16 protein-coding genes and 1 pseudogene are annotated in these 15,836 nt (G+C 61.3%); 2 read left to right on the forward strand and 15 right to left on the reverse strand.

Annotated features, from left to right (window positions below; genetic code table 11):
- Positions 1 to 650 precede the first annotated feature (650 nt).
- From LZA78_RS02405 to LZA78_RS02420, 4 genes are read right to left on the reverse strand one after another with little or no spacing between them, the layout of a single operon-like run.
- The gene (locus tag LZA78_RS02405; protein WP_233675347.1) at positions 651 to 1,142 is read right to left on the reverse strand and encodes a c-type cytochrome; all 492 of its coding nucleotides are present in this window, start codon (positions 1,140 to 1,142) and stop codon (positions 651 to 653) included.
- A gap of 19 nt (positions 1,143 to 1,161) precedes the next feature.
- The gene (locus tag LZA78_RS02410) at positions 1,162 to 2,655 is read right to left on the reverse strand and encodes an FAD-binding oxidoreductase (RefSeq protein ID WP_233675348.1); all 1,494 of its coding nucleotides are present in this window, start codon (positions 2,653 to 2,655) and stop codon (positions 1,162 to 1,164) included.
- A gap of 60 nt (positions 2,656 to 2,715) precedes the next feature.
- Positions 2,716 to 4,053 (reverse strand): GAF domain-containing protein, encoded by a 1,338-nt coding sequence (locus tag LZA78_RS02415; protein WP_233675349.1) that lies wholly within the window; start codon positions 4,051 to 4,053, stop codon positions 2,716 to 2,718.
- Positions 4,050 to 4,601, reverse strand: a complete 552-nt coding sequence (locus tag LZA78_RS02420) for a hypothetical protein (RefSeq protein ID WP_233675350.1) — start codon at positions 4,599 to 4,601, stop codon at positions 4,050 to 4,052. Before LZA78_RS02420 ends, LZA78_RS02415 begins: the two co-directional genes overlap by 4 nt.
- Before the next feature lie 340 nt (positions 4,602 to 4,941).
- On the opposite strand from LZA78_RS02420, the gene LZA78_RS02425 reads away from it, so the two are divergent.
- Together LZA78_RS02425 and LZA78_RS02430 are read left to right on the forward strand one after the other, a co-directional pair.
- Positions 4,942 to 5,334, forward strand: a complete 393-nt coding sequence (locus LZA78_RS02425; RefSeq protein WP_233675351.1) for a cupin domain-containing protein — start codon at positions 4,942 to 4,944, stop codon at positions 5,332 to 5,334.
- Between the two features lie 173 nt (positions 5,335 to 5,507).
- Positions 5,508 to 5,795 (forward strand): annotated as a pseudogene (locus LZA78_RS02430) (bifunctional methylenetetrahydrofolate dehydrogenase/methenyltetrahydrofolate cyclohydrolase); the annotation flags it as partial.
- A 336-nt stretch (positions 5,796 to 6,131) separates the two neighbouring features.
- Here the strand turns inward: LZA78_RS02430 and LZA78_RS02435 are convergent.
- From LZA78_RS02435 to LZA78_RS02485, 11 genes are all read right to left on the reverse strand, one after another.
- On the reverse strand, positions 6,132 to 6,818 hold the full coding sequence (locus LZA78_RS02435) for a Crp/Fnr family transcriptional regulator (RefSeq protein ID WP_233675352.1): 687 nt from the start codon (positions 6,816 to 6,818) through the stop codon (positions 6,132 to 6,134).
- 285 nt (positions 6,819 to 7,103) lie between these two features.
- Complete coding sequence (locus tag LZA78_RS02440; RefSeq protein ID WP_233675353.1) at positions 7,104 to 7,565, reverse strand: hypothetical protein; 462 nt, start codon at positions 7,563 to 7,565, stop codon at positions 7,104 to 7,106.
- A 596-nt stretch (positions 7,566 to 8,161) separates the two neighbouring features.
- The gene (gene hypE / locus LZA78_RS02445; protein ID WP_233675354.1) at positions 8,162 to 9,184 is read right to left on the reverse strand and encodes a hydrogenase expression/formation protein HypE; all 1,023 of its coding nucleotides are present in this window, start codon (positions 9,182 to 9,184) and stop codon (positions 8,162 to 8,164) included.
- 32 nt (positions 9,185 to 9,216) lie between these two features.
- Positions 9,217 to 10,353, reverse strand: a complete 1,137-nt coding sequence (hypD, locus tag LZA78_RS02450; RefSeq protein WP_233675355.1) for a hydrogenase formation protein HypD — start codon at positions 10,351 to 10,353, stop codon at positions 9,217 to 9,219.
- Between the two features lie 4 nt (positions 10,354 to 10,357).
- Positions 10,358 to 10,645 (reverse strand): HypC/HybG/HupF family hydrogenase formation chaperone, encoded by a 288-nt coding sequence (hypC, locus tag LZA78_RS02455; protein ID WP_233675356.1) that lies wholly within the window; start codon positions 10,643 to 10,645, stop codon positions 10,358 to 10,360.
- Positions 10,645 to 12,120: a sigma-54-dependent transcriptional regulator gene (locus LZA78_RS02460; protein ID WP_233675357.1), complete on the reverse strand. Its 1,476-nt coding sequence runs from the start codon at positions 12,118 to 12,120 to the stop codon at positions 10,645 to 10,647. The genes hypC and LZA78_RS02460 overlap by 1 nt, the downstream gene beginning before the upstream one ends.
- Complete coding sequence (hypB, locus tag LZA78_RS02465) at positions 12,120 to 12,977, reverse strand: hydrogenase nickel incorporation protein HypB (protein ID WP_233675358.1); 858 nt, start codon at positions 12,975 to 12,977, stop codon at positions 12,120 to 12,122. Before hypB ends, LZA78_RS02460 begins: the two co-directional genes overlap by 1 nt.
- Positions 12,978 to 13,319 (reverse strand): hydrogenase maturation nickel metallochaperone HypA, encoded by a 342-nt coding sequence (gene hypA, locus LZA78_RS02470; protein ID WP_233675359.1) that lies wholly within the window; start codon positions 13,317 to 13,319, stop codon positions 12,978 to 12,980.
- A complete protein-coding gene (locus LZA78_RS02475; protein ID WP_233675360.1) occupies positions 13,312 to 14,199 on the reverse strand; it encodes a HupK protein in 888 nt (295 codons plus the stop codon). Before LZA78_RS02475 ends, hypA begins: the two co-directional genes overlap by 8 nt.
- Entirely contained in the window at positions 14,196 to 15,011 is an 816-nt protein-coding gene (locus LZA78_RS02480) for a [NiFe]-hydrogenase assembly chaperone HybE (RefSeq protein WP_233675361.1), read from the reverse strand. Before LZA78_RS02480 ends, LZA78_RS02475 begins: the two co-directional genes overlap by 4 nt.
- Complete coding sequence (locus LZA78_RS02485) at positions 15,008 to 15,835, reverse strand: hydrogenase expression/formation protein (RefSeq protein ID WP_233675362.1); 828 nt, start codon at positions 15,833 to 15,835, stop codon at positions 15,008 to 15,010. The genes LZA78_RS02480 and LZA78_RS02485 overlap by 4 nt, the downstream gene beginning before the upstream one ends.
- Between the last annotated feature and the right edge of the window lies 1 nt (position 15,836).

The raw sequence follows: 15,836 nt of genomic DNA on the forward strand, positions 1-15,836 counted from the left end.
TTTCCTCCCTGGCAGGCCAGCAGGGAAGGCGCGAAGAATGTGCCGTCAGCGGGTAGAACGCCGAAGTATCACCCCGGAGTCAGCACGGATCCAGGTAGCCCCCAAAACCAACCCAAAAAAGACGTGCCGACCAAAGGCCGACCGTCTGAATAAACTGTGCTGCTTCGACTAGGTGCCGGACACTGCCTCTTGCCGTTTATGAACAGCAGAAAACATGGTCCCCTTTTTGCTTTGTGAGATTTGCGTCACGCGAACGAAACGTGCGCAGCCGCAAGCTCAAACGCCATGCATCGCAGAATGCTCCGCCTGTATTGACCTAAAGTCAAGCTGTATCCCGGGGATCCGATGCACGCCAAAGTCGAGAATTGAAAGAGAGGCGCGACCGAACGAGTTCACAGTCACTCGATTTCCGGCGTCACAAACGTCTCTTTAAGTCCCAAGCGACTGGCGCAAGCAACGACCGAGGAGCCTCACAGAACGACTGCGGGAAATCTCCGGCTCTTTTTATCCACCTTCAAGGATTGCTGTGCAGCGAATCCGAAGACGCTTTTCAATCGTGGACAACAAAGCGCCCGACATTGAAATGCACTAATCAGCCGCCAGTAAGGAATGCCCCGCCCGCTTGGGCGGGGCTTTGCGTATCGCTCGCATTAACCTGCGGGCAGGACTACTCGGTAGAAAGGTGCCTTCGCAGTGTCGGAGCTTGGCTCAGGGGCAATGCTGGGTGTTGGCGCCGGCGGCAAGCTCCGCAGATAGGCGATCAGCGCCGCCATGTCCTCGTCGCTCATCGCTGCGTAAGCGGGCCAGGGCATCGCGGGTGCGAGCGCCCTTCCATCGGGTCGTAGGCCGTGGCGCAGTGCCTCGGAGATTTCCTCGTCGGTCCATGCACCCAAGCCCGCCTCGCCTGAGGTCAGGTTCGGCGCCCAGAAAACACCCATCCCCGGAATCTCGAAGCCAATATTGCCCCCGGAAAGACCTGCCTCGAACATTGGAGCACCGTCCGAGCCGCGCGGCATATGGCACCCCGCACAGTCCATGATCTGCGCCAGATAAGCACCACGCGCGACAAGGGACTCATCAGCAATTGCCGGGCTTGCCGCGATCATCAGCGCAATCGCCAAGTGTTTCAGTTGTTGGTTCATTTCATTCTCCGTTAAGGGTTCACGCTGCTGCAAAAGCAGGTGCAAAAGATCGCTTCAGAAACACGCCCTCGGGGTCATAGCGCGTCTGCAACTCGGCAAGGCGCGCAGCGGCCTCATCCGACAGGGTCCGCGCGTTCGCGGCCGGATTGTCGAGATCCGCCTCGCCGACGTAGCGGCCAGTCGCCATTCCCCGACACCGGCCACTCGTCGCACGAAGCCACGCAAGGTTGGCGTCATCATCGGCCTCGTCCTCCCACACGCCGTAGAGCGTCGCAAACACGCGCCCCGCGCACGAGAAGGCCGCATCGCGCGGCACGGGCAGCGCATTTGATCGCAACGTAACGACCGCGAAGCTCTTGGATTGCGGAGCTGCGCCAAGGGCGTGGGTCAGTGGCGCCAGAACGTCAGCGAGAGGCGCTTCGGACCAGAACGTATCCACACCGAAACGATGTGCTTCCGGCGTCGAAGGCCCGGTGCTTTCGTAAAGTGCGGGGATCGGTGTCGGGATCGGTCCGATGACGCTCAACACGTCTTCGGGTGCCCCTTCCGACAACTGGGCAATAATGTCCGCTGCCTCAACCTCACTCGCGGCAAAGACATTAGCGATCGCGGCAAGCACCGGCCCATTCGGCGATTGGTCGATCTTCACCGTGAATTCGACATTCGGAGGCGCCATTGCAACAACGCGCTCAGCCCAGTCGGCCACGTCCGGCAAGGACTGCGCGGGATAAACGCGAACCTGCGTCGTGGAAGCGCCCGGGGCCTCCTGCAAAGCCACATGATAGGCCGTGACAATCCCGAAGAACCCCGGCCCCGCGCCACGCGCAGCCCAGAACACCTCGGCGTGCGTATCGGCACTGGCCGTGATCAGACGCCCGTCGGCCATGACCACCTCCACGGCGAACACAGAAAAGCAGGCGATACCCCATGCGCCAGAGTTCCACCCCACGCCGCCCCCAAGCAGGTAGCCGCTGATCGATACGCTGCCGCAATGGCCCACCGGGAACGCAAGACCCTGACGCTCCAGTGCGTTGGCGAGGCGCTTGTTCGTTACTGCAGGCTCCAGCCGCGCGGTGCGCGTACTCGCGTCGATCTTCATGCCATCGAGCGCAGCGAGATCGATCACGATGTCGGCGCGCGCGGCAATCCCGGTGAAATGATGCCCACTGCCGCGGGCAGAGACGCTCAACCCGTGAAGGGCAGCGTATCGCACGGCGGCCTGGACGTCCTTGACACAGGCGGCGCGCACAATAGCGGTTGCACGGCGCGCGGGCTTGCGACCGTTCCAGATCAAGGCATCGCAGGTTTCTGCATAGCCGAGATCGAATGCAGTAATAAGCGTCCCGCGAATGCGGGACTTCAAAGCTTCATAAGTCATTTCAGAATATCTTTCTTTAGGCCTCGCCCGCCGGATCCGCTCCCGGAAGGCCAAGGCCGCGCGTTCATCGTTCTTTGCTGCGTCTGTTCTGACCGCGTCAGAGCCTTGGCGCCGCTGATGATTGAATAGCCGCAAGCCTCACTGCGCACATGCTAAGTGTTTGTGCGCGAAATACTCACGAATGCTAAACTGATGCTAAGCACCGTCTTCTTCGAGAGATATCCGACAGTTCGCCACCAGCCGAAAGCGCCCTCTCCCAGCTTTTTCAAGGCGCACACAGGCTTTACGTTCCTCAAGCCGTTTGCGCAGCAAGACAAGCCGCGCGTCGAGGTTCTCGGCATGAGACGGAAGGCGCAGACTCGGATCAAGGCGCAACTCGCGCGTGGTGAACTCGGTCCGGCCTGTTTTCAGATGCTCAGAGACCAGCCGCCACAGGATCAGTCCCGCGACGCCCTTGATCAGGTAGTCATGTCCAAAGAATACACTCTGATCAACCGCGAAAAAGCGCATGGTGACATGGCCTGCGGGCGACGGCTCCTTTGGTGCATCGGTTACGTCGTCGACATCTTCCTCAAGCTGCAAAAGCGCCATGCGAGCACCAAGATGCATTGCCACAAGTGCCATTGCGTCTTCCTCTTCATAGCCAAAACGCATCGTCTCTTCGGCCTCGGCGAAAAGGATTCCCGCTGGCCGACCGCATCCTTTGATCGGTAGCGCGATCTGGCTCCGCGGAGCGCCAAGTCCGGGAAACGGGATGCCAACGGCGCCCTCCCCCACCAAACCCACGCGCCGAGCGGTCTCACTGATGGCCGCGCCGTAGCTGTATTCTCGCGTCATATGCCCGATGCGGATCGGCGTATTTTCACGTGCGGCCACGCCAATAATACCCTCTCCGAGAAGCACCTCGGCGCCGATCCCGCTGGTCGGATAGCCGCGCGTTGCAACCGCGTAGAGCCGCTCTGCCTCTGGCTCAAGCATGAGCACCATCGAATACTCGATCCCGAACTCGCGCTCGAGCGCGGCCGTCACCGCGTCAAAGAGTTCATCCAGATCCTCGGCCCGATCGAGCGCAGCACAAGCGCGCCGGGTCGCCGCCAGCAACGAGCCGTCGGGTTCCCGACACGGAAAGACCGGCCCCGGCACGGCTTCGATCGCTCGAACGCGGAAGATATCCGCCCCAAGGAGTCGAAAAACCCCATCCATTCCGTGGTGCGACGCGATGCCAGCAAGCTTGGCTTTCATACTTTCGAAAAGTGCGCCGCTCGTTTGCGTCTCTTCGTACTCCAACTCTAACCGATGGTGTGCCATCGTAACCGCATCAGTGATCTGAACGGCGGCGCGTCCGGTTGCCAGGATATTGCGCCTTGTCTTGTTGAAGAACTGGTAGGACAGCGCGACCCGCGTCGGGTCGACGTAGTGCACCTGACTGATCATCGAAACGTTCGGCACCCCGTCCGCGTCGCAGGTAGCAAGGACCGACGCGAAGACCCCGTCGAGTGCGCGACGCACTCCATCCATAAGCTGCTCGCTCATGACGTCACCTCGGCCCCCGCCCCCGGCCCGGGAGTCTGGTTGAAAATCTTCTCGGGCCGCATCACGATCGACGCCAGATCATTCAAATCAATGCTCGTGTAGCCTTCCGCTTGCCTCGGAGTGAACCCGATCGTGACGAGGCCGTCTCGCAGCAAACTTATTTGCCGCTCGATTTCCGGGCGGTCATCCAGACAGGCACCGCCAAGCCGGGCCCCGGCAGCCTTCACTTGAAAGGCCGTGTGATCCCTTGTCCCAGTGAAGGTTACGGCCAAGGCGCTACCTTCCTTGACTGCGTCAAGCAGTCGCTCATTCGCCTTTCGCCCGAGAAGAATACGAAGGCATCCGCCAGCATCTGAACGACAGCCGAACCCAAGCCCGACGAGGGGCCTCCCGTCGCTCGTGCAGGCAGCGACGGAAATCGCCGCACCGTTTTGCGCCAACACGAGGAGTTCTGTCGGCAATCGCGGATAGGCGTCGCTGACAGCGGGATGATCGGCTTTATCGGGTGTGCCCGAGCCAAGTTCTGAAGATTCTGGAACTTTGCCCATTCTAAGAAAACCAGGGAATGAAATCGTGAGGTAAGCAGTCTCGCAGGCTACATCACGGCACGTGCCATTCAAAGCGTCATCAACATCTGCATGCTTTTTCCAAGGGCACACGGTCCCCGCTTCGGATGCCAGCCGCCTCGCAAATAGCCGAAATGCCCCCGAACATTCAATTCAAGTGACAATCCAGATCCTGGAATTTGGAACCACGCGCCTACTCAGGAAATTGACGCGTTGCTCTACCACCCCCGGCGGCTTTCGGCCTTTGATTTCCGCTAGGTACTCATTCGCTGTTGGCATACCCTAAACTCTCGCTCGAAACATCAAGCGGAGGACGTTTGTGATGGCAGACTGCATAAAGCTGCGCCCCGGCGGGACCTATTCTGGCAAGCAGGGTTTCGACTACTTCGAAGGGATTGCGAAGGAAACCGCAGGCAGTCAGGGCATTTGCATGCATCTCCTGACAATCCCGCCCGGGAGACGTGCGAAAGCGCATAAACACCTCTCACACGAGACCGCGATCTATATGATCTCTGGCACCGCCAAGATGTACTGGGGGGACAGGCTCGAGAACATGATGGAGACAAGCGCCGGCGATCTGATCTTCATACCCGCGGATACGCCACACCTTCCATTCAACGATGGAAACGTGCCTGCGGTCGCCGTGCTCGCAAGAACCGATCCCAATGAGCAGGAAAGCGTCGTGCTGCTCCCCGAGCTGGAAACACTTGTTTAGCGGAGCGAAGTTCATAGGACACTTCCAAGATCCGTGAGGCAGTTCAACTTTGAACCGGCACCCAAAACAGCGGCGATACAGCAACTTTTGCAGTTCGGTCATACGAGTTCGAGGCCGCCCCCACCTGGTTGGTAACGTTTTCCTTTACTCCCCCCCAAAGACGCCGCCACTCAACAAGAACGGCTGCGAATTCGCGCACGAAAGAACTGCCCGGTCTTCTTTCTCGGGCAGGCATCGTGGTTGCCGCGGACGGTCGGGCGGAAATGATCAAGCCGGGCGCAACGGTAATCGATGTCGGGATCAACCGCACTGGAGCGTTAGACAAGGCTCCGGGCAAGACCCGCCTCGTCGGAGATGTGCAATGCAACACGGCCAAAGAATTAGCTGGCGCAATCACGCCGGTTCCGGGTGGTGTTGGCCCCATGACCACCGCCTGCCTGCTACTCAATACTCTGACAGCCTACGAGCAACAGCTTCCGCACAATCATGTCGTTCAACCCCTTGCCTCGGGATTAAGCTTCCTTGCTACGCCAACTCGATTGGGCCCCAACGCGGGCGTTCGACTGGTTTCACGCGTGAATATCCGATGCGAGCGGAATCATCGTCGATGTCGATGCTGCGCACGCTCAAAGGCTCCTTGATCCTCCGCAGCGACCGCAACAGCAGTGGCGCCAAATCACCGCGAGCCAATTGATTTCCCGGCAGCTTCGGAGCCACTTGAACGCGGCTTCTTTCTTCCTGTCGGGTCGCGGCGAACCATCCTGGCACGCGCAACCCCGTCGCGCGGGCAAGACCTGCTAGGGCATGCCCGTCTCAATCCTAGCCGATCGTTCGGGATCAGCGCCTCCGACCTGTTGCCCTTCGGCATTGGGCACCTGTGCATTCGCCTGGAGGCGTGCAGTGATCAGGCGGATCAAGCTATATGCAAAGCTTGGGCTGTCCAGATAAAGCTCGCGCATTCTACGCTCGGTCAATTCGCCCAGTTCGACAGCACCCTTCGCCTCGGCACTGACCGTTCGAAGCCCGTCACTCGAAAACATACTGATCTCACCCAGCAGCGCACCGCGACTTAGGGTTACGCCGATCTCTGGCAGGAAAACCTCGCCGTCGATCACGATGAACACGCTGCGCCCTTTGTCTCCCTTGCGGAAAATTGTTGTCCCTGCAGGCAGTTTTCGCCGCTTTGCCACGCGAATAAGCCAGCCGAATGTCTCTTCCCCGCTGTTTTGGCCATCGATGGCCGAAGCGGCCCGGACAACCTTCATGAACTGGTAAAGGCGAGCAATGTTAAGCGGCAGTAACAGGCCATGCAGAATCAAGATTGGCGTGAGGCCGACAGAGACGGCGTAGAGAATGAAGGCCACGTTGCTCGCGATCGCTATGATGCGCAGCGAGGCCATTCGCTTCATCACGAAGGTCAGGAATACAAGCGCAGCCGCCAGATAACCAAGCGCATCGGCTGAGTAGGCGTCGAACAGGCTCACGTCGCTGCCTTTGCGTCAAATTCCCAAGGTGTGAAATAGTAGCTTGGACAGGTGGTTTTGCCCATACAGCATAAAGTCCGTAGCGTTACGCGCGCACCCAGAAAACCGTCCGTCCGTGTCACATCGCGTTCGGGTCACTGGGCCGCACATCGATATTCACAGCTTCGAAGCTGCTCAACGACATGTCGAAGCGCAACGCATCCGCCCGCGGAGCCGCTTAGAAACCGGCTCGAACCTGTTCAAACAGACCGAGCCAGTTCCGACCGGGAAAAGGACCTCATGCCTTTAGGATATCGCTGCGACTGACCCTCCGCTCGCAGAGACGCCGACCCGTTTGAGAAACTTGCTAATGTTCTCCCGCGCGACTCCTTCGTTCGCTTTCTTTAGGCGCTCAATAGCGACGAAGGCCTCAGAGAAAGTAGCGGTGTATTCAGATGTGATCGTCTCATCAAAGCGAATACGGCCGTTGGCATCTGTGAGATTGTAGCGGACGGTCATGGTAACTTTGAGGTCTAGACCCACGAGGGGCTGCTCTACGCTCAATATGTCCGCACGAAGCGAATACCTTCCGCGATCCGAGTAGAGGCCCGCACGCTTGATTGAGGCCTCTAGTGCCTTCTGGAATTCTTCCTTGGAAATCTCGGAGGTCCAGAGCGGATTGGTTTCCTCTCCGCCAAATCCGGATACCGACGAGATGTTTTGCTTGTAAGGACTGGATGACGGCGCCAACGCGATCTGTCCGGGCACCATAGCGGCTTGGTTCGCAGGTTCCGCGCAACCCGCCAAGGCGATCCCAAGAACGAGAAACCCGGCCACACTCGACCTAATCTGTAGGATCTGCATAAATAATTCCTCCCCCTTTTTCACCGTCGATTTATGGGGTCAAGTGGCCTGCGGCCTGTCCTCGATCCCGTAAAGACGCCATTATTCATGGTAAGCGGCAGATTTTCTGGTCACGTTGACCGGGATCAAAGCGAACGAAGCATTCCTGCGAGCACGCAAAGCCTAAACGCACCGGACTGGTTCGCGTGATAACCTTCAGGCGGCCCTCCAGACACCGCACCATCCGCTGAGAGCGACGAAGCGGTTAGCCTTGAAGAAATCGTAACTGCAGAGGCTCCGCCCCTCGTTGATGTGGTTTGCGCCTGAAGCACGGATGATCACGACGCTCCGAAGACTGTGCATGCGGCGGGAGCAGGTCGTCACTCGCCCCCATCGCCGTAATGCGAGGTATGAAATCTTCTGCTGTGACACCAGTTTGCTCCCTGCCCGCCTCGCTCGAGGTTTCTTTGGAAGCCCTCCTCAACTCAGGCTTCTTGCACAGCACCGAAAGCCCAACCCGGTCAGCAGATCCGGGGTAGTTGTTCGCCGACAAGCATGTCCACGATCCGCGATCCCCCAAAGGCCGTTTTCATTCGCACCTGGCCTGGGTGCTCGGCGACCGCCTTGCCGATGATGGCAGCCCCGGCGCCTTCGGGATGAGCCTTCATCGCGGCAAGGGCAGCCTCGGCCTGAGCCTCGGGCACGAAAATCACGATGCGCCCTTCATTGGCGAGGTAAAGTGGATCGAGGCCCAGTATCTCGCAGGTACCGACGACCTCGGGGCGCAGGGGCAAGGCGTCCTCGGCGATTGCAACGCCACAACCCGCCTCTTGTGCAATCTCGTTAAGGGCCGATGCGAGCCCGCCCCGCGTCAGGTCGCGCGCCGCACGCGCATCAGGTGCAGCCTCGATGACAGCGCCCATGAGATGCCCAAGCGAGGCGCAATCGCTTTCGATTTCCGAACTGAGCGCAAGATCGCCCCGCGCCACGAGGATCGTCGCTCCGTGATCACCCAGAACACCATTGACGATGGCGACATCGCCGGGGCGCACCCGGGCCGCCCCCATATCCCGGCCCGGCGCGATGACGCCGACACCGGAGGTGGTGACGAAGACCCCGTCGCATCCGCCACGCCCGACGACCTTGGTATCCCCTGTCACGATACGCACGCCCGCCGCCTCGGCCTCGCGCGCCATGGTCGCGACGATCCGGCGCAAGAGCGCGATCTCGGTTCCCTCTTCGATGATGAAGGCAGCCGAGAGCCACAGCGGACGTGCCCCCCCAACGGCGAGGTCATTGACCGTTCCGCAAACGGCGATCTTACCGATGTCGCCGCCCGGGAATTCCAGCGGTGTCACCACGAAGCTGTCGGTCGTAAATGCAAGCCGAGCGCCAGGTTCGGCCAGCGCGGCGGCACTCAGACGCGCCTGATCTTCCATGCCGGGCGGATTGAAGACCGAGGTGAACACCTCCTCGATCAGGTCCCGCATCGCCTTGCCGCCGCCGCCATGGGCCAGCGTTACCCGCTCATCGCGCAAAGCCATTTCGCATCACTCCCAGGAATTTCACACTGCGCTCATTCGGCCGCCGCACGCGCGCCGCCATATTGCCAGTAGGCGGCACAGGCGCCCTCGCTGCTGACCATCAAGGCCCCGAGCGGCATCTCGGGCGTGCAGCCCTTGCCAAACTGCGGGCATTGGACCGGTTTCATCCGCCCCGTCATTACAGCACCGCAGGCGCAGCCCTCGACCTCTTCGACCTCAGTGCGCATACCCGCATAGCCGACACCGAATTTCTCCTCGGCATCGAATGCCGCATAATGCGGACGGATCCGCAGGCCCGAGGCGTCGATTTCGCCCAGACCGCGCCACTCGAAACTTGGGCGGCGCTCATAGACATCGGCAATCGCGGCCAAACTGACCTTGTTGCCATGCTCTGGCACAACCCGCGCATATTGGTTCTCGATTTCGGCGCGCCCCTCGGCCACCTGTGTCAGAACCATCAGCACGGATTGCAGAAGGTCAGTCGGCTCAAACCCCGCCACGACCAGCGGCTTGCCATAGTCCCGCGCGATGAAATCGTAAGGGTGAATGCCGATCACCATGCTGACGTGACCGGGGCCGATGAACCCATCGAGACACATATGCGGATCGTCCAGCAGGGCCTTGATCGGCTCTGGCACCGTGATGTGATTGCAGAAAACCGAGAAATTCGTCAGCCCCTCGCGTGCAGCCTGCTGAATGGCGAGGGCGGTCGACGGGGTCGTGGTCTCGAATCCGAGACCGAAAAAGACGACCTCGCGCGTGGGGTTACGGCGGGCAAGTTCCAACGCATCAAGCGGGCTGTAAACCATGCGGATATCGGCGCCGTCTGCCTTGGCTTGCAAGAGCGACTTCTTGGTTCCCGGCACACGCATCGCATCGCCGAAAGTCGTAAATATCACGCCGGGTTTCTCGGCAATCTGGATACATTCATCGACCCGCGCACGGGGCAATACACAAACCGGGCAGCCGGGTCCGTGAATAAACTCGACCCCCTCATGGATCAGCTTATCGAGCCCATAGCGAAAGATCGAATGCGTGTGACCACCGCAGATTTCCATGATGTGCACCGGCTTCTCACGCGTCGCGCCGATCTGCCCGGCAACGCGCGCGATCTCGGCCAGCAGACCCTTGGCGGCCTTGGGGTCGCGGAATTCGGAAGCAAATTTCATCGGATCACTCCCCGGCCAGCGCGGCGTCGCCCGCCGCCATCTGCTCAAGCGTTTCTTGTGCCTCGCCGAGGTCGCGCAGGGTCTCGAGCGTCTTGGCGGCCTCGTCCTCGTCGATCAGGCTCATGGCAAAGCCGACGTGGATCAGGGCCCATTGGCCGATGAGGCCCTCAAGAGGCCCTTCCGCCACGCAAGCCACGTTCACCTCGCGGCGCACGCCCGAAACCTGCGCCATCGCCATCAGGCGCGCCTCGTCGGTGATCGCCACGATCTGTCCGGGAATTCCCAAGCACATCAGTCTTCCTCCTCTTGGACCGCCGACGGATCGTGAATTCCATAGCGGTCGAGCTTGGCGCGCAGCCCGACCCGGGAAAGGCCAAGTTCTGCCGCCGCGCGACTCTTGTTCCAACGGTTGCGGGTCAGCGTTTCGCGCAAGATCCGCATTTCGATCAGTTCGACGCGATCCTTGAGCGTACCCTCAGCGGTCATCACCTCTTCGGCCGCCCGGTCCGCGCCCTCTTCGGAGGGCGGGGACTGAAGGATGTGGCGCGAGATCACATCCGCACCAAGCACATTCTCCTGAGCGAAAATCAGCATGCGCGTCACCTCGTTCGACAGTTCGCGCAGGTTTCCGGGCCAGTCGTAATTCTCGAGGAATTCGAGCGCAGCGCCATCGAACCCCCGCACGCCCTTGCCGTGCGCTGCGGCGGTCTCGCCCAGGATCGACTGCGCAAGCAAGGCGACGTCCCCACGGCGGGCGCGCAGCGGCGGCAGCGCCAACTCGCCAACCGAGATTGCGAAATAGAGGTCCGCACGGAAACGACCGTCCGCCACCGCCTGTCGCAAATCGCCCGCCGCGCCGCTGATCAGCCTGAGGTTGGTAGAAATTGTCTCATGACCTCCGAGCGGGGTGATCACCCCCTCCCCCAGAACACGCAGCAGCTGCAACTGAAGCGACGCCGACGCGGTTTCCAGCCCGGACAGGTAGAGCGTTCCTCGGTCAGCCTTCTGTGCGAGGCCGATTTTCGCAACTCCACCAGGCAGGACACCCCGCTTGGCGCCGAACAACTCGGTCATCACCAGTTCCTCGGGCATTCCGGCGATATTGAGTTCGTAGAACGGCTTGTCGGAACGAAGCGAGCTGTAATGCATCGCGCGGGCCAATTGCGCCTTGCCCGTTCCGGCCTCACCGCGGATCAGAACCGGCACATCGAAACTTGCGTATTGGCGCGCAAGATCGACGATCTGGTTCATGGCGGAATTCGGGGTGCGAAGAATGGTCTCAAACCCCATTCCCTCGCGCAGCGCGCGGCGACGCTTTTCAAGTCGGCTCTCGGTGGTCGTATTGAGGAACCGCATCTCGAGCGCCATACGCTCGTTCTCGCGCGACAGCTGGAACATGCGTGCGGCATTGCGGGCAGCCGCCAACAACTGCTCGGGGTGCCAAGGCTTGGTCAGGAACTGGTGAATTCCGGCATCGTTGATCGCGGCGACCATGGCCTGCGTGTCGGTATATCCGGTGATCACGATGCGCACGGTTTCCGGCCAGCGCTCGCGCACTTCCGTCAGGAATTCGACGCCGGAGCGGCCGGGCATGCGCTGATCGCAGAAGATGACCTGAACCCATTCCTCCTCAAGAATGACCGACGCCTGATCGGCGCCCGTCGCGGTGAGGATGTCGAACTCGTCCTCCAGCGCCATCTTCATCGCTGAAATCGAATGCGGCTCGTCATCGACAAGCAGGATCGCGGGGCGTGCCGACGAAGCCATCACGCCCCCTTTGCGGCAAGGCCGCGCTTGAGCCAGTCGATCCAGGCCTGCATCCCCTCGCCCGTGCGGGCCGAAACGCGCAGCACCTCGATCGTCGGATTAACCCTGCGCAGATTGGCCTCGTAGAGGTCCAGATCCACGTCGCAATGCGGGGCAAGATCGACCTTGTTCAGGATCGCAATCATGGCTGCCGCGAACATGTCAGGATATTTGAGCGGTTTGTCCTCGCCCTCGGTCACCGAAAGGATCGCAACCTTCGCATCTTCGCCCAGATCGAAAGACGCCGGACAAACCAGATTACCGACGTTCTCGATAAAGAGCATGGCCCCATGCGCGAGGTCGAGCCGCCCGAGCGCCTGCTCGACCATGCGGCCGTCGAGGTGGCACCCTTTGCCCGTGTTCACCTGGATGGCGGGGGCCCCCGTCGCCCGGATGCGATCGGCGTCGTTCGTGGTCTGCTGATCGCCCTCGATAACCGCCAGCGGCTGGCGCCCCAGCATTTCGATCGTCCGGCACAGAAGCGTCGTCTTGCCCGACCCGGGCGAGGACACCAGGTTAACCGCCAGTATGCCCCGCCCGGACAGCGCAGCCCGGTTGCGCGCCGCGTAGCCGTTGTTCTTGCTCAGGATATCGGTCTCGATCTCGATCAGCCGCGCTTGGCTCATGCCCGGCACCTCGGTGCCGGCCGGACCCAGCCCGACATGGATATCCAAGTGCCCGTGGTTGTGGTGCTTGGCCTCATGAACGGGCTGCGCCAAGACTGCCAGGGGCCCGGCACTTGCCTGTCCAGTCTTTGCCAGATGCGCCCGGAACTGATCCTCGACACTATGGCCGCTGCAACCGCATACCGTACACATTCACACCACCTCCATATCCTTGATCCGCATCTCGTCCCCGCCCTGGGCCAGCAGCTTGCCGCCGCCGCAATCCGGGCATGGATCGAGCCGATCCTTGATTTCGACCGTTTCTCCGCAATCGTAGCAAAGCGCCCGACCGGGCAATTCGATGATGTCCAGCGCCGCCCCCTCGGCCACCGAACCGCGCATCACCACGTCAAAAGCGAATTCAAGTGCATCGGTCTCAACACCGGCGAAACGACCGATTTCCACACGCACCCGGTTCACCCGCGAAAAGCCGTTATTGCGCGCGGCGTCTTCGATGACACCCCGAATACCCTCGGCGATCGACATCTCATGCATGGGCCGCCTCCTCTATCCGAACGGGCACGCAGGGGTCGAGGATATCGACCACAAGCGCGGCTTGCGAGAGCTTTGCTTGCGGCAAGCTTGCGAGAGATTGTTCAAGGGCCCCGCCGGGCGCGATCATGTGATCGGTCGGGGTTACTCGTGAGAGCGCACAGACCAGACCGTCTTTTGCACGTGCGCGGAAAGCGTAGGTCCCCCGTGCGGCGGGAACCAGCGCCGTTCCATCCGCGATGCAGTGAGGCACAGGTACATGCTCCGCCCAGTGGGAAAGATCCAGCAGTCGGCCAAAGGCGCGCCACAACGGTCCCTTCCCGAACTCGGATGAGATCTGAAGCATCAACGGCTCCTCCGCCATCCGGCCCGCGGGCGAGTTTTCCTGTGCCGTCTTCGCAAGCGGTGCATTGAGGGCAGGAAGACAGGCCACGGCCTCACCAGCGTCAAAACGGTTGGCGATCGCCTGCAGGATCGGAGCAACCCCACGCTGCGATACGATCCAGTCGCGCACGCTAATAGGCCGTGGCCCTCCCCATATGGCGGCCGCCACACATCCGCCGCCATGTCTCCAGTCCTGCGGCAGCGGCCGGGGTTCGAGCCCCAGAAATCGAGGCCAGTGCTGGCAAAGTTTCGCCAGATGGTCGCGCAGGATCTCGCGGCTCAGATCGCTTGCCCCCTGAACGGGGAGGTCGAGAGACAGGCGCACCGCAAGACCCTGCGCCACCGCGCAGAGGTTGAAAAGACGCGGCATCAGCTCCGCGACCTGTTCGGAAGGCCGGCCCAACATCATCCCGGCAACGGGCAAGCCCGCCGCCTGCGTGATCCGGGGAACGACATGCCCCCCGTCCACGCCTAGATGAATGGCCAGCGCCCCGCTCATTCCTCTGCCATCTCCTCTTTGTTGGTTTCATCGGCAAGCCCCGCCGAGATCAGCTTGCGCCGGGTCGGAAGCGCCTGCTCCGAAGCTTCATCCTCGGGCATCTCGGCGGCGGCCAGATCGGCCTCGCGCGTGGCCCGGATTTCAGCACGGCGATCGGTTTCGGCGCGATTCTCGTCCTTGAACAGTTCATGCATGACGGCGCGGGCCACGTCGGTCGCCTGCATCTGGGTCTGGAAATCGCCCATAGGAGAGAACAGTGAGCAGGCCTTGTAGCCACCGACCATCTCGCGCGTGTTATGAATGAACTCATAGCTGCCCGAGGGGAAGTCGATGATCTCTTTTGCCCCCGACAAGAGGCCCGACCAGTCCTCGTCCTCGCGCGGCAAGAGGATCAGGTTCATGAACCAAGGGCTGAGAAGAACGCCCAGAGGACGCCCCTCATGGCTGACGAAGCCGACCGCCTCGACCGACAGCGCCTTGTTCACAAGCGGCACGTCGCGCATTTTCGAGTGCCACACCTCTCGGAAATCCGCCACAAGCCGCGCGGTGATCTCGTCGATGCGGCGTGCTTCGATCAGCGCGGGCGCGCCCGGATCCTCGCGCACCATGAATTGCTCTTTCGGGGCGTCGCAATTTGGGCATTTCCAGTCATCCGGCAGCGCGGCAAAGGACGTGCCCGGAAGGATCTGGCGAAACTCGTCTCCCTCGGCGGGGTCGTAGGGCGTCCAGCAGATCTTGCACTCCATGATCGCCTGTTCGGAGATCCGGTCATTGGCGCCCATGTAGGAACCTTCGAAACCCGCGAAGCTCATCGGATTGCCTCCAGAACCTCGCGGATACGCTCGGCGGTGTCCTCGAGATCCTCTGGGGCCCCCATGGCCACCTCAGGCATGCTCGTAACCTCGAACGTATCCAGGATCAGCGTGTCCATCGAGTTGAAGAACTGCACGCGCCAGACATGCGGAGTAGCGGTGGCGGTGATCCGGCAGTTGCCGTAGCCACGCGACAGAATGGTGACCGCGCCCTCCCCCAACACCGCGTCAAGCCAAAGCAGGTCCTGCTCTGTATGCGGCAGCAGTGTCAGGTTGACGACATGCGGAATGCCGCCGATGTAGGCCGCCGACTTGTCGAAAAGTTCGGCTGCCAATGCAGGCGCATTGACCACCCCCGCCGGTCGCGGATGGCTCGCCCCCATTCCCGGACGAAACGGCTCAAAGGCGCGCGTAAGCGATGCCGACGGCACGGAACCAACCTCGATACGGTCCACCCCGGCCCCGGCAATCATCCAGACACCCGCAAACACGGACTCCTGCACCCGCAGCGCCGGGATCCCGCGGATCTTCATGGCGACCTCACCCTGCCCCATCGTTTCGGCGATCAGGGCTCGGTTGGCTGCGTCGAGATGCTCCAGATCGAACGCCGCCATTCCGCCCTTGGCACAGGCCTCAGCGGCCGAGGCAATATCGGCCAGCGTCTTGAGGGCCGGGGTCACCGCCGAAGCATCATCAATATCGGGCGTATGGGCCGAGTAGGTGCGCATCCCCGAGGGCAGTTGCATGTAGTGCAGCTCCTCGCCCTCATCTGGTTGCGAGCCAGGACCAAATCCGACCGGCGGGAGATGGAAATTCGAAACCATG

This window comes from Rhodobacter flavimaris (assembly GCF_021378075.1).
GTDB lineage: Bacteria > Pseudomonadota > Alphaproteobacteria > Rhodobacterales > Rhodobacteraceae > Rhodobacter > Rhodobacter flavimaris.

Bases quoted from the DNA above. Each gene is read 5' to 3' on its own strand.
- LZA78_RS02460 (WP_233675357.1), bottom strand. From the start codon at position 12,120: ATGGCTTCGTCGGCACGCCCCGCGATCCTGCTTGTCGATGACGAGCCG.
- hypA (WP_233675359.1), bottom strand. From the start codon at position 13,319: ATGCATGAGATGTCGATCGCCGAGGGTATTCGGGGTGTCATCGAAGAC.
- LZA78_RS02475 (WP_233675360.1), bottom strand. From the start codon at position 14,199: ATGAGCGGGGCGCTGGCCATTCATCTAGGCGTGGACGGGGGGCATGTC.
- LZA78_RS02415 (WP_233675349.1), bottom strand. From the start codon at position 4,053: ATGAGCGAGCAGCTTATGGATGGAGTGCGTCGCGCACTCGACGGGGTC.
- LZA78_RS02485 (WP_233675362.1), bottom strand. From the start codon at position 15,835: ATGGTTTCGAATTTCCATCTCCCGCCGGTCGGATTTGGTCCTGGCTCG.
- hypE (WP_233675354.1), bottom strand. From the start codon at position 9,184: ATGGCTTTGCGCGATGAGCGGGTAACGCTGGCCCATGGCGGCGGCGGC.
- LZA78_RS02425 (WP_233675351.1), top strand. From the start codon at position 4,942: ATGGCAGACTGCATAAAGCTGCGCCCCGGCGGGACCTATTCTGGCAAG.
- hypD (WP_233675355.1), bottom strand. From the start codon at position 10,353: ATGAAATTTGCTTCCGAATTCCGCGACCCCAAGGCCGCCAAGGGTCTG.
- LZA78_RS02420 (WP_233675350.1), bottom strand. From the start codon at position 4,601: ATGGGCAAAGTTCCAGAATCTTCAGAACTTGGCTCGGGCACACCCGAT.
- LZA78_RS02405 (WP_233675347.1), bottom strand. From the start codon at position 1,142: ATGAACCAACAACTGAAACACTTGGCGATTGCGCTGATGATCGCGGCA.
- hypB (WP_233675358.1), bottom strand. From the start codon at position 12,977: ATGTGTACGGTATGCGGTTGCAGCGGCCATAGTGTCGAGGATCAGTTC.
- LZA78_RS02480 (WP_233675361.1), bottom strand. From the start codon at position 15,011: ATGAGCTTCGCGGGTTTCGAAGGTTCCTACATGGGCGCCAATGACCGG.
- hypC (WP_233675356.1), bottom strand. From the start codon at position 10,645: ATGTGCTTGGGAATTCCCGGACAGATCGTGGCGATCACCGACGAGGCG.